Source organism: Rhizobium sp. SYY.PMSO (genome assembly GCF_046840415.1).
In the GTDB taxonomy this organism is placed as follows: Bacteria; Pseudomonadota; Alphaproteobacteria; order Rhizobiales; family Rhizobiaceae; genus Rhizobium.
This window is the reverse complement of record NZ_CP177350.1, coordinates 1,248,203-1,262,347: the sequence shown is the minus strand read 5'-3', so window position 1 is coordinate 1,262,347 and position 14,145 is coordinate 1,248,203. Positions and strand designations below refer to the sequence as shown.

11 protein-coding genes and 4 pseudogenes are annotated in these 14,145 nt (G+C 56.5%); 4 read left to right on the top strand and 11 right to left on the bottom strand.

Features of this window, described 5'->3' with window-relative positions:
• The first annotated feature begins 109 nt into the window (after positions 1 to 109).
• Positions 110 to 2,683 (top strand): class I SAM-dependent methyltransferase, encoded by a 2,574-nt coding sequence (locus ACJJVH_RS24110; RefSeq protein WP_412065355.1) that lies wholly within the window; start codon positions 110 to 112, stop codon positions 2,681 to 2,683.
• A 74-nt stretch (positions 2,684 to 2,757) separates the two neighbouring features.
• Here ACJJVH_RS24110 and ACJJVH_RS24105 read toward each other — a convergent pair.
• A pseudogene (locus ACJJVH_RS24105) lies at positions 2,758 to 3,234 on the bottom strand (transposase); the annotation flags it as partial.
• Here ACJJVH_RS24105 and ACJJVH_RS24100 point away from each other — a divergent pair.
• Positions 3,228 to 3,578 (top strand): annotated as a pseudogene (locus ACJJVH_RS24100) (transposase); the annotation flags it as partial. The pseudogenes ACJJVH_RS24105 and ACJJVH_RS24100 sit on opposite strands and share 7 nt — an antisense overlap.
• 82 nt (positions 3,579 to 3,660) lie before the next feature.
• Here ACJJVH_RS24100 and ACJJVH_RS24095 read toward each other — a convergent pair.
• The 8 genes and pseudogenes from ACJJVH_RS24095 to ACJJVH_RS24060 form a co-directional block, all read right to left on the bottom strand.
• Positions 3,661 to 3,924: pseudogene (locus ACJJVH_RS24095) on the bottom strand (transposase); the annotation flags it as partial.
• Between the two features lie 140 nt (positions 3,925 to 4,064).
• A complete protein-coding gene (locus ACJJVH_RS24090) occupies positions 4,065 to 5,036 on the bottom strand; it encodes a sugar kinase (protein ID WP_412065354.1) in 972 nt (323 codons plus the stop codon).
• Positions 5,033 to 6,094 (bottom strand): ABC transporter ATP-binding protein, encoded by a 1,062-nt coding sequence (locus ACJJVH_RS24085; protein WP_412065352.1) that lies wholly within the window; start codon positions 6,092 to 6,094, stop codon positions 5,033 to 5,035. Before ACJJVH_RS24085 ends, ACJJVH_RS24090 begins: the two co-directional genes overlap by 4 nt.
• A gap of 36 nt (positions 6,095 to 6,130) precedes the next feature.
• On the bottom strand, positions 6,131 to 6,952 hold the full coding sequence (locus ACJJVH_RS24080; RefSeq protein ID WP_113393549.1) for a carbohydrate ABC transporter permease: 822 nt from the start codon (positions 6,950 to 6,952) through the stop codon (positions 6,131 to 6,133).
• Position 6,953: 1 nt separating this feature from the next.
• Complete coding sequence (locus ACJJVH_RS24075) at positions 6,954 to 7,889, bottom strand: carbohydrate ABC transporter permease (RefSeq protein ID WP_113360959.1); 936 nt, start codon at positions 7,887 to 7,889, stop codon at positions 6,954 to 6,956.
• Positions 7,889 to 9,220 carry an ABC transporter substrate-binding protein gene (locus ACJJVH_RS24070; protein ID WP_113393548.1) on the bottom strand — a complete coding sequence of 444 codons (1,332 nt, stop codon included), beginning with the start codon at positions 9,218 to 9,220 and terminating at the stop codon, positions 7,889 to 7,891. Before ACJJVH_RS24070 ends, ACJJVH_RS24075 begins: the two co-directional genes overlap by 1 nt.
• Before the next feature lie 60 nt (positions 9,221 to 9,280).
• Positions 9,281 to 9,940: a GntR family transcriptional regulator gene (locus ACJJVH_RS24065; RefSeq protein WP_112802073.1), complete on the bottom strand. Its 660-nt coding sequence runs from the start codon at positions 9,938 to 9,940 to the stop codon at positions 9,281 to 9,283.
• A 21-nt stretch (positions 9,941 to 9,961) separates the two neighbouring features.
• Complete coding sequence (locus ACJJVH_RS24060; protein WP_113360957.1) at positions 9,962 to 10,846, bottom strand: dihydrodipicolinate synthase family protein; 885 nt, start codon at positions 10,844 to 10,846, stop codon at positions 9,962 to 9,964.
• A gap of 476 nt (positions 10,847 to 11,322) precedes the next feature.
• On the opposite strand from ACJJVH_RS24060, the gene ACJJVH_RS24055 reads away from it, so the two are divergent.
• Positions 11,323 to 11,826, top strand: coding sequence for a class I SAM-dependent methyltransferase (locus ACJJVH_RS24055; protein WP_412065351.1), 504 nt, complete (start codon positions 11,323 to 11,325; stop codon positions 11,824 to 11,826).
• Between the two features lie 176 nt (positions 11,827 to 12,002).
• Here the strand turns inward: ACJJVH_RS24055 and ACJJVH_RS24050 are convergent, their stop codons facing one another.
• The gene (locus ACJJVH_RS24050) at positions 12,003 to 13,295 is read right to left on the bottom strand and encodes an amidohydrolase family protein (protein ID WP_412065350.1); all 1,293 of its coding nucleotides are present in this window, start codon (positions 13,293 to 13,295) and stop codon (positions 12,003 to 12,005) included.
• Positions 13,296 to 13,570: 275 nt separating this feature from the next.
• Here ACJJVH_RS24050 and ACJJVH_RS24045 point away from each other — a divergent pair, with 275 nt between their 5' ends.
• Entirely contained in the window at positions 13,571 to 13,777 is a 207-nt protein-coding gene (locus ACJJVH_RS24045) for a KTSC domain-containing protein (protein ID WP_112802070.1), read from the top strand.
• 13 nt (positions 13,778 to 13,790) lie between these two features.
• Here ACJJVH_RS24045 and ACJJVH_RS24040 read toward each other — a convergent pair.
• Positions 13,791 to 14,054, bottom strand: a pseudogene (locus ACJJVH_RS24040) (flagellin); the annotation flags it as partial.
• Positions 14,055 to 14,145: the final 91 nt, after the last annotated feature.

Genomic DNA, 14,145 nt, shown 5'->3' with positions numbered 1-14,145 from the left:
ACAAAGCGAAATTCCGTTCGGTCAGAATTACAATTTCCACCCTTTCTAGAATTGGTTGCCGTGACTTATGCGGTCGCTTAGTTTCGATTAGGAAAAGGAGCCCAACTAAATGCGATCGATGACATTAGCACAATCTGCAAGCGAGCCAGCAATGAGCGCCTCTGATGGCTTGGAACAAATTGTAACAAGATCGATGTTTTGGCGGCCGGCCTACTTAAATATTTCCGCGTGGACGGAACATGTTCCATTCGCCTTCTGGCTAGTCGAGGCGCATCAACCCCGCGTACTTGTCGAGCTTGGCACGCATTACGGTGTGTCATATTTCAGCTTTTGCCAAGCAGTCGAGCGATTGAGGTTAGATACACGCTGCTACGCTGTCGACACTTGGAAAGGCGACGAACACGCAGGATTATATAGTGAAGATGTGTATAACACAGTACGCACTTATAATAGCGCCTACTATTCGTCCTTTTCCCGATTGATCCGCTCGAGCTTCGATCAAGCAACGGAGCATTTCACAGACGGAACGATCGATTTGCTCCATATCGACGGGCTCCATACATTAGAAGCTGTCTCGCGAGATTTCCAAACATGGCTTCCCAAGTTGTCGCCCCGCGCAATAGTCCTTTTTCATGACACTAACGTTCGCGAACGTCATTTCGGCGTGTTCAAGCTTTTTGAAAAATTGAGAACTCAATACCCCGCCTTTGAATTCATACATGGGCATGGTCTCGGGGTGCTTGGGGTGGGATCAGAATATGGCGAGATGATCAAGAGTTTGTTCGCGGCCCATACCAATGCGGCTTTTAAGCATGCGATTCAAGAAGTATTTGGGCGACTAGGGCGTTCGTGCGCCGATCAATATGATAACGCCAGCTACAACGCTGCGATAGCAAAGCTAGAACAGGATCTAAACGTTACTAGAAAAATAACGGACGAGCAAAAGTCGGCCATTGAAAAATACAAAGCAGATTTACTGGATCGAAGTCGTGACCTCCAGGAAGAGCGTAACCGCGCGAAATTAGAGGTTGATGCTGTGCAACATGAGCGTGGAGGTCTTTATGAACGCCTTCGGGCTGGTAATGAAGTAGTTATGGAACTTCGCTCCCAGATATCTTCTCTAAAATCTGAGGTAACGAATGGCCTAGAGCGTGCCACCGCTGAAACAGAAAAAGTAATAAAGTTACAAGCTGAAAATTTTTCCTTGATTCATCAAATTAAAGAACTTGAGGCCATTAGATCGCAATTAAACGAGGCGCAAATAAGTTCCGCTTTTAAAGCGCGCGAAAACGACCTCCTTGTTCAAGAGCGAGATGAAGCTCGAGAAGCTCATCACACAGCCGAAGTAGAAAACAAAGAAATGTTATCTGCCAATGCTGCACTTGAAATGGAAATTCGTAACCGTGACGATAAGATAATGGAATTAGTAACTCTTGTAGATGAGGGGCGCAGGAGAGAATTCGCATTAGAAGAAATGGCTGCTACTTTGAGAGCTGAAAATCGAGAAATGGATGAGGTCAAGAACTCGCTTGAGTTCGACCTTAACAAGCTGGAAGAAGAGAAGCAAAAACTTGCCGAAGAGAGAAGCCACGAGCAGGATAGATTACAAGAAGTCATAAGTATACTCCGAAGCGATCTCACTATGCAAAAGGAGAGAATACAACAAGCTGAGGCAGAAAAGAGAGATGAACAGTCGCAGCGTTTCGCGGAAATCTCCGCATTAACATTGCGTTACGATGATGCCGTGCGCTTGCTAGCGGATGCCGATAAACAGAACTCAAATTTACAGGCGGAATTGTCAACGCTGAGCAGTACGCTTTCCAAGCTTGAGCAAAACATGACGACGCTGTCCCTTGAGAAAACTAAACAAGATTTGGAGTTATCAAAACGCTCGCAGGAACAGCTTAAACTCCAAGATCTCCTTTCTGCCGCACAATCGCAGGTGCAGGAACTGGAAGCTACCATATCCGAACGTTTCGCGGAAATCTCTGCCTTAACATTGCGTTACGAGGATGCCGTATGCTCGCTAGCGGATTCCAATAAACAAAACTCAAATTTGCACGTCGAATTGTCAACGCTGAGCAATACGATTTCCGAGCTTGAGCAAAACATGGCGACGCTGTCTCTTGAGAAAACTAAACAAGATCTGGAGCTATCAAAACGCTCGCGGGAACAGCTTAAACTTCAAGACCTCTTTTCTTCCGCGCAATCGCGGGCGCAGGAGCTAGAAGCTACCATATCCGAACGATTCCACGAAATAGCAGATCTGACGAATCTTCTACTAGACTATGAAGAAGGACATAAGCTACGTGATCTTCAGGTGGAAGCACTCCGTTCACGCGTAGATGAGATGCAGCAACGGTGGACTTGGCGTCTCATGGCTCCATGGCGTACCATTGCTGACGCCATCGGAGGAACTAAAATCCGCACTCGCAATTTGATTGAAAGTTCGCATTTATTTGACGCAGATTGGTACAAGGAACAAAATCCAGATGTTGTGGCCGCAGGCGTGGATCCACTCGATCACTTTTTGAAATATGGAGCAAGGGAAGGCAGAGATCCTTCACCGCATTTCGCTATGGGCAAATATCTTGAGACCCATCCCGACGTTCAAAAGGTAGAGATGAATCCGCTCATCCACTACGTACTATATGGAAAAGCAGAGGGGCGAAGATTAAGGTAAATCTGCGGTTAATCGCAATATAACGTTGCATCTCATTGCGTTGAGCGTAGCTTAGTAAGCTCACGGTGAAGCTTTCAATTACCCACAAGTTCCGCCCCTATGGCAGCGCCGAGGGTGATATCCGTGAGGCGAGATAGGCCACGCCACATAACGATATTGCCTGGAGGCGGGTCTTTTGCCCGTGCGAGATAGCCGCCCAATCTGGCGACCTTGGTCAGATACGAGGACAAGGTTTTCGGCTCGCCGATTAGTCTACGGTAGCGAGTGCACAGCCTTACTTGCCCTTTCCGCGCAATCGCGCAGACCGACTTCGGAAGGCCTACCAGTCTTGCGCTTATTGTGGAACTGATCCTTGCTGGATAGCGGTATGTCCAAGCCCCCTCGATAAGTGCACGTCGTGCCCGAGCGTTGCCTGCCTTGGTGATACCTCAGCGCCTGACGCGCTCGCCTGTTGAGCTTTCTGAAGGAACGAGTCCGAGATACGCCATCAACTGACGAGGACTGTCGAAGCGACGAATATCTCTGATTTCGACCACCAACGTAACGGCTGTCGATCACAATGGAGGCGGACTTCTGCATCGAAGCGGTCGAGGAAGCGCTTGCTCGTTACGGAAAGCTCGACATCTTCAACACCGATCAGGGATCGCAGTTCACCTCAATCGACTTCACCGCCGTGCTGAAGAGGGCTGAGATCGCCATCTCGATGGATGGCAAAGGCGCGTGGCGAGACAATGTCTTTGTCGAGCGGCTCTGGCGGTCGGTCAAATACGAGGAGGTTAATCTCCACGCCTACAAAAGCGTGTCGGAGGCCCGCGCTGGGATCGGTTGATATCTGAACTTTTACAACAACCGACGCCCACATTCATCCCTTGACCGGCAGACGCCGGATCAAGCTTGCCGTCTTGAGCTTTTCCGATTTCGGTCCGAACTTCGTGCGCCGATAGTCGTGAACCTAGCCCTCAAGCCTCTCGAACAAGCACGAATGCAGGCTCCGCACCTATGCACTCCGAGGGTCCCGTCGTCGATGCAACCGGCAGTACCAGAATTCCGTCGCGCACCAGACGCCGCCAATCGGAAAGCTGGTTTACGATAACGCCGTGACGACGCGCGACATTCACCACTCGCACACCAGGCTCAAGGCTTTCCGCTACAATCCGAGCCTTTACATCATCCGACCAACGTCGGTTACCGCGGCGCGGCTCGACGACCTTGTAGCGGCCAACAAATCTATCATCCATTATTCAGCTTCCAGATACGACTCGAAGACTTCTCGCATGCGCAGCGACCATCAAAAAACTGCAGATCCAATGGGATAGAGACGGCGCTTACGCTTCTCGAAATATTACTCCTAACTGACACAGTGGGCTTAAACCAGATTTGCCTAATCGGTGTTGACGCTGTAGAGCTTTTCCAAGCACTTGATCACGTAGATCACATCACCACGCCCCGGCGCCCCCAATCTCCCTCCGAATGCCCCGCACTTAATTCCCGCGGCAATGGAGGAAAAGCGGATTGCGTCACCTGGAGCCATGCCTTCCGCGATGGCGAGAGCGAAGGCGCCGTGGAAGATGTCTCCGGCGGCAAGTGTATCGATGGCCTTCACGGGGAGCGTCGGGCAGTGCTCGATTTTGCCGCCGTCATTATTGAACCGGTAGCTGCCTGCCGCGCCCGCCGTTACGCAGATGAAAGCGTGGCTGAAGCGTTGTTTCAGGAGGAGCACCGTTTCAGGTATATCGTTTGCGCCCGTCAATCGCTGTGCGGCCGGCTCTGAGAAGATGACGTGCGTGGCTTCCGGTGCCAGCAGTTCGATGATGCCGTCAGGCGCCACATCGCCGTCTAGAATGGCGGGCTTTCCCATCGCTTTGGCGGCTTTGAGAACCTGAAGCGCCAACGCGGGCCAGCGGACGTCGACAAGCACGGCGTCGAACGCAGCGATGTCGCCGGTCGTGAATTGCTTTGCTGTGCGGTGCAGTTTCGGATCGTAGAAGGGAACGATCAGTCTTTCGCCATCGTCGTCCACAAGGATTGTCGAGACAGCGGAGCGGGCGCCTTCCACGCGCAGCATGCCTTCTACGTTGATACCGGTTTCGCCGAGTTCGCGAATGATCCGCTTGCCCGTTTCGTCACCTCCGACGGCGCCCCACAGGCTCGCGTTGCCGCAGAGCCGAACGATGGCGTAAGCCGCGCTGGAGGCCATGCCCTCGGCGATCTGCAGCATATCGTACGGCAGAACCTTCCCCTGACCCTGGGGAAGGGTGCTGACACGAAAGATCGTGTCCATGACGGCGGCGCCAACGCAAAGGATGTGCTTGGGCAGGCCGGGCGGCGGATCGAAGATGGACGGGGAACTCAAAGCCGCTTTCCGCTCGCCTTGTCGAAAAGGTGTATGCATGTCGGATCGATGGCGATTTCGATCTTGTCGCCAAAGCGGATGTTCAACCTTTCGCGGAAAAGGCAGGAGATTTCCTCGCCGCCGCAATCGAGTCTGGCATAGATTTCCGAGCCCGTGCCCTCGACGATGCCGACCCGGGCCGGCAGGCCGCCGTCGGTTGTCGCCCGAATATGTTCGGGCCGGATACCGTAGACGAGTGGGCGGCCGCCATACTGCGCAAGGGACAAGCCGTCCGGCAAGGGCAGGATCAGCCCCTTGCTGCTGCGGAAGACGCCTTCCTCGATCCTGCCGTCGATGAAGTTCATCGAAGGAGAGCCGATGAAGCCGGCGACGAACAGATTGGCAGGGCGGTCGTAGAGATCGAGTGGGGCGCCGACCTGCTCGATGAGGCCGCCGTGCAGCACGACGATCTTGTCGGCCATGGTCATCGCCTCGACCTGGTCATGCGTCACGTAGATCGTCGTCGTGCCGATGCGCTGATGCATAGACTTGATCTCGCCGCGCATTTGCACGCGCAGTTTCGCGTCAAGATTGGAAAGAGGCTCATCGAACAGGAAGACCTGCGGGTCACGCACCAGCGCGCGGCCCATGGCGACGCGCTGGCGCTGGCCGCCGGAAAGCTGGCGCGGCAGACGGTCGAGCAGGCTCTCCAGGCCGAGGATCGCAGCCGCCTTCTGTACCTTGGCTGCGATTTCCGATGGATTTTCCTTTTTCAGCTTCAGCGCAAAGCCCATGTTGTCCGCGACCGTCATGTGCGGATAGAGCGCGTAGTTCTGGAAAACCATGGCGATATCACGGTCGCGCGCCGGCAGATTACTGACTTCGCGCCGGCCGATGCGGATCTCGCCATCGCTGACTTCTTCCAGCCCGGCAATCATGTGCAGCAGCGTGGACTTGCCGCAGCCGGACGGCCCCACGAGGACGACGAACTCGCCATCGCCGATATCGACGCTGATATCGTGAATGACCTTCACCTGGCCGTAGCGCTTCTGGATATTTTGTATGTTGACGGGTGCCATGAATGTGTTCCTGTCAGAAAGGGAGGTGAGCCATCGTCAGCCGCCCTTGACGGCGCCGGCCGTCAGGCCCGCGATGATCTGGCGCTGTGCGAACAAGGTGAGGATGAGCACCGGCAGCGTGACGATCAGGGCTGCGGCCGCGAGCGGTCCCCAGCTTACCTGCTCGAAGGAGAGCATGTTGTAGACGGCGACGGGGAGGGTGCGGGTCTCGCGGCTGGCAAGCACGATGCCGAAGACGAAGTTGTTCCAGGAAAAGATGACCGAAAGAATGAAGGCGACGACGATGCCGGGCCGGGCCATCGGCAGGGCGACCAGGCGAAAGACCTGCCACGGCGTTGCGCCGTCTATGCTTGCTGCTTCCTCCAGTTCCATGGGGGTCGTCTCGAAATAGCCGATCATGATCCAGACGACGATCGGGACGGTGACGACGAGATGAATGATGATCTGCGGCCAGAGAGTGCCCAGAAGGTTGAGCCACTGGAACAGCAGGAACAGGGGGATGAGGAAGGAAAGGCCCGGCGTCATGCGGGCGATCATGATGACGATCGCCGACTTCTCCGCTTTCAGCCGCGCGATGCCATAGCCGGCCGGCACGCCGATGAGAAGGGCCAGCAGAGTGGCGGCCCCCGTCACCAGGACGGAGTTCCACAGGTAGAGGAAGAAGTTGTTTTCCTTGAAAACGTTGACGTAGTTCGTCCAGGCGATGCGATCCGGAATGAGGATTGGCGGATAGGCGCCGTTGTCGATCTCGTATTTCAGCGACAGGGAAATCATCCAGAGGAAGAAGAGGACGACCGGCGAGACGATGACCAGCGCCACGAAGAACAGGCCGATGCGGTTGAGCGTCGAACGCTTCATATCAATGGCCCTCCTGGTCGGTCCATCGCGTGCGCTGGCGGATCATCAACAGGATGAAGGAAAGCGCGACGATGACGATGAAGAACACCACGGCCATGGCCGAGCCATAGCCGATGTCGTAATAGGAGAATGCGGTGTTGTAGAGATAGATATTGATGGTTTCGGAAGCCGTTCCCGGTCCGCCCTGCGTCATTGCATAAATGATGTCGAAGCTCTTGATCGCGTCGATGCTGCGGATGATGACCGCAATCATCAGGAAGGGGGCAATCATCGGCATGGTCAGATAGCGGAACTTCTGCCAGGCGTTGGCGCCGTCGATTTCGGCGCTTTCATAGGGCTCGCGCGGGACGGAGGCGAGGCCGCCGAGCACGATCAGCATGACCAGCGGAGTCCACTGCCATACTTCGACAAGGACGAGCGAAGGGATGACGCTATACTGATTGTAGATCCATTCCTGCGGGCCGATGCCGACGAGGGATAGCAGATAGTTCAGCACTCCAAGTTGCGGGTGGAACATCATGGTCCAGACGAGCGCCACGGCCACTGGCGTCGCCATCATCGGCATGACGAAGATGCCGCGCAAAAAGCCGCGCAGCGGAAAGTTCGCATCGAAGATCAGCGCGGCCAGCGTCCCAAAAAACAGCGGGCCCACGACGGAAAGCACGGTGTAGAGAACCGTGTGCCACAACGATTCCCAGAAACGTGCATCGGTCGCCAGCCGTACATAGTTGTCCCAGCCGACGAAACTCCGCGGCTGGCCGAGTGTCCAGTTGTTCGCGCTCATCCACAGGGTAAAGACCCAGGGAAAGACGATGACGGCGGCAATCACGATCAGCGCGGGAATGACAAAAGGCCAGTAGTTGGGAGCAAGCCGTTGTGGCTTGCTCCTTCCTTTGGCCGATGCCGCGGCGGTCTCTTCGATGCTCACGGAGGCCATTATCCCTCGCTTCGCGCCAGCACCGGCTCGAACTGGGCGGTTGCCGTTTTCAGTTCGGCTGCCGGATCGGCGCCGCCGATCATGTTCGTCAAGGCGACGCCGTAGATGTCACGGAACTCGGTGACCGGAATGATAACGGGCAATGCGAGTTGCGAGACCTTGGCCGAGCCGACAACGGCATCCAGCCAGGCGCCCGGCATCTTGACGCCTTCGCGCACCTTCTGATCCTCCAGAATGGATTGGCGGAAGGGAACGCCGGCGCCGGCCTGCAGCAGGCGTGCGCCCATGTCGTGGGAAATGGCCCATTGGCAGAAGAGGTAGGCCGCTTCCTTATTCTGGCTGGCGGCGGTGACGCCGATGCCGTCGCCGGTCGTCGCAGCGGCTTGCGCCTTCGGCCCCTTGGGCATGATTCCGTAGCCGACTTGCCCAACGACACGGGACTTTTCGGGATTTTCGATCGGCGGCGCAAAGCCGACGCCATCGAGCCACATGCCGATCTTGCCTTGCAGGAAGGCCGATTGCGCTTCTGCCCAGTTGAAGCCGGAAACGCCGGGAGGCGCGGAATTCGTCATCAGCCGCTGATAGAGTTTTGCGGCATCCACGGCCCCTTGCGACTCCGTCTGCAGCTTGCCGTCGTCCGAAAGCGGCGTTGTGCCATAGCCGAGCATGAAGGTCGTCCAGACCGGCGTGTTGGCGTTCTTCAGGCCGCGCGCGACGAAACCATAGGTGTTGGTCGATTTGTCGGTCAGCGCCTCGGCGGCCTTGACCATGTCCTCGAAGGTTTCGGGATAGGCGAGACCTTTCTTCTCGAACAGGGCCTTGTTCCAATAGATGATCCAGTAGTCGACCGAGAAGGGCAGGGAGCGCATCACGCCGCTGGCATCCCTGGCGAACTTCAGGCCGGCTTCGGCGAAATCGCTCTCCGTCAGCGATGGATCGGTAAGCGATGGGTCTTTCATGAAGCCGCTGATGTCGGCAAGCCAGCCGCCCTTTTCGAACTGGCGTTTCTGAACGTGGTAGCTCAGATGCACGACGTCGAAGCTCGGCTTGCCGGAGCTGAGCTCGATCGTCGTCTTCTGGCGCTGTTGCTGTTCGGGCGTGGCTTCCGCGTTGACCTTGATGCCCGTAAGAGCTTCGAATTCGCTCAAATATTTGAGGATCGTCTCGCTACGCGGGCTCTTGATGAGGTTGACTTCGAGCGTCGTTCCGGAAAAGCGCTTCCAGTCTACGGCTGCCGAGGCGGTACGTACACCCAGAAGGCTTGCGGCGCCGAGCGCTGCCGTGCCGGCCATGAAGCCGCGACGTGTCGGATTAAAAAATGACGATGACATTCTATTCCTCCTCCTTTGGCCGAAAATCTCCTCATTCGCGGCCTTGTTATCCAATGCTATTCAAATCTTCAGTGCGCGGTCCCGTGCTCCATTGATGTGGGATACGAGGGCGGTAACAGCCTCCTCTGCGGATCGCCGCTGGATGGCCTCAAGCACTTTCAAATGCTCTTCCATCACAGGCCCGACATGGCCGTTGATGCGGAACCTGTCCTGGCTGATCAGGCGCATCTTGATCGAATTGACCCGATAGGCATTCGAGATGATGGTATTGCCGAGCGCATCGATAAAGGCGTCGTGCATGCCCCAATCCACTGATTGCGCATGCAGTTCGAGTTCCTGCGAGCCGTCGCCGGAGCGAATGGCGTCGGCGATATCGCGATGTTCCTTCAAAAGCTTGGCAATCGTCTCGTCCGATGCGGAATAGGTAAACAGCGCGACGGCTTCCTTCTCCAGAAAGAGACGAAGCTGAAAGGCCTCCCGGATCAGGTCGAGATCGATATGGGCGATCTGCAATCCGCGCTGCGGAACCGTCTTGATCAATCCTTCGGCTTCAAGGCGAGGGATCAGTTCGCGGATCGCGCCAAGCGTCAGGCCCGTCAGGTCGACCAGCCGCCGTTGCGAGATGAACTGGCCAGGCCGAACGTCGCGCGCCAGCAGATGGCGCGTGAAGCTTTCATAAGCCTTTTCTCTCAACGTCGGCTGTTCGCCCGGTCCATCCATCGGCAGCTCCGCGCTGTTCGCTCAAGCCGCCCTGGCGCGGAACAACGCGCTGAAGGCAGCAAAGAGCGTGTCAGAATCTTGTCTGTTCATTGGCACGAGAGGCGGGCGCACGGCAAGCCAGCTGTCATCCTCGGTCAGACGGGCGAGAATTGCCTTGATCGAGGGGATGACGGGATAATTCAGCAGCTGATCGACGAAACGCTCGACATTGAGGTCATCGATTCCCTCCTCCGCCATGGCTTGGACTTCGCGGGGAAGAAGATTTGCCATGCCTGAAATGGCGCCCTGTCCACCGAGCCGTACCCCGCGTGCCAGATGCCGCTCGTCGCCGATCAGAATGACGAGATCGCCATGGGTTTTCAGAAGTTCCTCGGTATAAGGCCAGTCGCCGGAGGAATCCTTGACGCCGACGACGATATCGGGAAAAGCGGCGCGCAAACGGCCGACAAGCGAGATGGAGAGCGGCACCATCGTCACCGAGGGAATATTGTAGACGATCACGTCGCGAGCATGCGTTCCCAGCATGGTGAAGACGGCCGCAAACCACTTGAAGAGACCATCGTCGCTGACATTCTTGAAATAGGACGGCGGAGCAAGAAGGATGTTCCTGACGCCCTGGGCAAGGGCTTGCCCCGCCTGCGCTGCGGCATCCTCGGCGGCATCGACCAAGACGCCCATGACGATCTGAGACGGGGCGATGCCGGCCTTCATCATCGCGGCGAGCACCTGCTGGCGCTCCTGCATGCCGATGGATGCACCTTCGCCCGTCGTGCCGAAGAGCGTGACGCTTTTGCAGCCGTTGGCAAGGCAGTGCTTCGCCTGTTCGATCACGCCCGGGATCGCGATGCCGCCATTGGTGTCAAAGGGTGTTGCCAGGGCGGCCGACAGGCCAAAACTCTCTCTCATCCGATCCTCCCGATCTTATGAGGTCAGTGCGTATCATGCTGACATGTTAGTTGTAAAGCTGAGTTTATTTCAGTCCGTCAGCTAGGTCTGTGACAAACGACCGCATTCGCAAGCATGCCTTGCATGTGAGTTCCGCCGACTGCTTTTGCGTGATTCAATCATGCCATGAGAATTGCCGAAGCCGGGTAGCGGCGGTCTGGGCGGTTACGCAGCCGACGTATCGGGTCTGGGGCGAAAACTCGACCGCTCTTATCTATGTCATGGATCTGAAAGACGGCACTCTCTGCGAGGTTGATACCAGCTACGGGCAATAAGAGTTCGGAAGCAGAGTTCAACGGCATCTATCGAAAGAGGCTATTTTTGGTTGCCCTCGGCCCGTCGGCTCTCAATCAGCTTCCAGTTTCTTGTCAGGATAACAGACTTAATTATAACGATTGTCGAAACGGCAAACGGGGATTCGCATGACAGAAATTAGATTGAACGTCGGCGCAGGTTCAAAAAAGCGCCCTGGATTTCTGAGTGTGGATGTCCGCCCAGCCGAAGGCGTCGATATCGTTTCGAACGCGTGGGAGATTTCCACGGTGGCGGATGGCTCCGTGTCGGAAATATATACGCGACATATGCTGGAGCATCTCGACCCAAACGACGCACAAGCGGCTATCGCCCGTTGGTTCAGCCTGCTCATGCCGGGTGGATCATTGAATGTCGTCGTGCCCGATCTGGAGTTCCATGCGCGACAACTTCTGGGCACGGCCCAGAGCCATTTCGCCGATCAGCAGATGCATGCTTATGCCGGATTCTTCGGCTGGCGGGACGAAAGCCGCGGTGGAAATCGCGAAGATGCGCATCGTTGGGGCTACACCGAAAGGACGCTCGCTGAACTCCTGCGTCGCTGCGGGTTCGTGGGGATTGCGCGACAGTTTTCCGGCAACGACAGCGAGCCTTGGCATCTTAACATGACGGCGATCAAGCAGGGCTGACAGCTCATATCGGTCAGCTTTCCGAAAGACTTCGATCCTTTTCAGGATCGCAGCCAAATCGTTGTTGATCCCATCATGTCGGCCGGGCGACAGCATGGATTCTCTGCGCGAGCATTTCGACGCGTCGCGCTGGGGTTATAGATCGGCCGGCGAGCCGCGAGGAAAGAACTATTCCGCTATTTCTGTGTGGGCACGTAGTCGAGTCCGCCGTCTATCCGTGCCGGTCTTCCATCGAGGAAGAGTTCGCCGATGCGCGGCGCGGAGCGGGCGATCACCTTGCCGCGCTTGATGACGGCAAGACGGTTGGGTTTCAGCCGCAGCGCCTCGAGCGTGTCGACAGCTTGCAAGACCACCAGATCGGCATTGCAGCCCTTTTCCAACCCATAGCCCTCAAGGCCGAGCGTTCTGGCGGAGTTGATAGTCAATGCGTCGAAGATCTTCTTCTTGTCTTCGATGCCGGCCATCTGCGCGACATGAATCGCCATATGGCCGACTTCGAGCATGTCGCCAGAGCCCATCGAATACCAGGGGTCCATCACGCAGTCATGGCCGAACGACACATTGAGCCCGGCATCCATGAGTTCGCGTACGCGGGTCATGCCACGGCGCTTGGGATAGGTGTCGTGCCGACCTTGCAGCATGATGTTGATCAGCGGATTGGGAATAACGTTGATCCGTGCTTCCGCCATAAGGGGGATGAGCTTGGAAACGTAGTAGTTGTCCATCGAGTGCATCGAGGTCAGATGCGAGCCGGCAACACGGCCTTGTAGTCCGAAGCGTATGGTCTCCGCCGCCAGCGTCTCGATGTGGCGAGACATGGGATCGTCGGTCTCGTCGCAATGCATATCGACGGGCAGGCCGCGATCGGCGGCAATCCTGCACAGTGCCTCGACCGAGGCCTTGCCTTCCTCCATGGTCCGTTCGAAATGCGGGATACCACCGACGATGTCGACGCCCATGTCGAGTGCCCGTACGAGCGAGGCGACACCATCTCTGGCGCGGTAATAGCCATCCTGCGGGAAGGCGACGAGCTGCAGGTCGATATAGGGCTTGACCCTTTCCTTCACCTCCAGAAGCGCCTCGGCCGTCACCAGCCGGGGATCGGACGTATCGACATGGCTGCGGATAAACAGCAAGCCTTGCGTCACGGCAAGATCGCAGTAGCGCAGCGCACGCTCGACGAGCTCTTCTTTCGTGACGATGGGACGCAATTCTCCCCAAAGCGCGATACCTTCGAGAAGAGTGCCGGAAATGTTCATGCGCGGCAGACCGAGCGAAAGCGTGGCGTCCATATGAAAATGCGGATCGACGAAGGGTGGGCTCACCAGCCGGTTGGTGGCGTCGATTTCCTCTTTCGCCTCGGCGGCGATGGAAGCCTCCACGGCCGCGATGCGGCCATCCTTGACCGCGATATCGATGCCCTTGCGGCCATCGGGCAGATTGGCGCGGCGGATGATGAGGTCGAACACGGAAGCTCCTCGCATTGTCTCGATGTGGCTGTGGTGTAGTCTGCAATATCCCCGATCATTTGTGCAATGGTTGCGAGGGTGGGGATCGAGATCGCTGATACCGGCAAGCGCGAAATACGCGGCCTGTGAACGTGCAGGAGATGCCTTCCGAAAGGTCGGCGGCGTAGAGCGCGGTCGCTAAAATCTGCCGATGCGCCTCTATGCTTCGTTAACTAGGTCATTTCACCCATCTTTTGGTTTTCTATGAGAAGAACCGGATGAAGGTGAGGTGAGCCATGCAAGAGCTTTCGGTTTCGTCAAAGATCATCAAGTCCGTCTTTTTCCGGCCGGAAGACGGGCGATTGTACATCCGTTTCAGAAACGGGGAAGAACGCCAGTTCGCCGGCGTTCCGCGGAAAGCGGCGCTTGCCATGGTCAAGGCGCCTTCGCCGGGCCAGCATTATATCGAGCATATCCGCACGCGGTTCGAACGCGTCGCTTGACGCTTGCCCAGATCTATCGGAACAGCGCCATGATGTTCTGTGCGCTGGAATTGGCAATGGAAAGCGACTGAATGGCCAGTTGTTGCTGCGTCTGCTGCGCAGCGAGCTTGGCGGATGCCTTTTCCATGTCCGCGTCCACCAGCTTTCCGACGCCGCTGTCAATATTGTTCATAAGGCTGGCCGTGAAGTTTGCCTGATAGTCGAGCCGCTTTTGAAGGCTTCCGACCTGGGATGCGCCTGATATCACGCGCTGGCTGACGGATTCGATGTAATCGAGATAATCTCTTACTTTGTCCGGATTGCTGGCGATATCGATATCCATGAAATTGATCGTCGGCAACGGCTCGTTACTAACATGGAAATTGGAG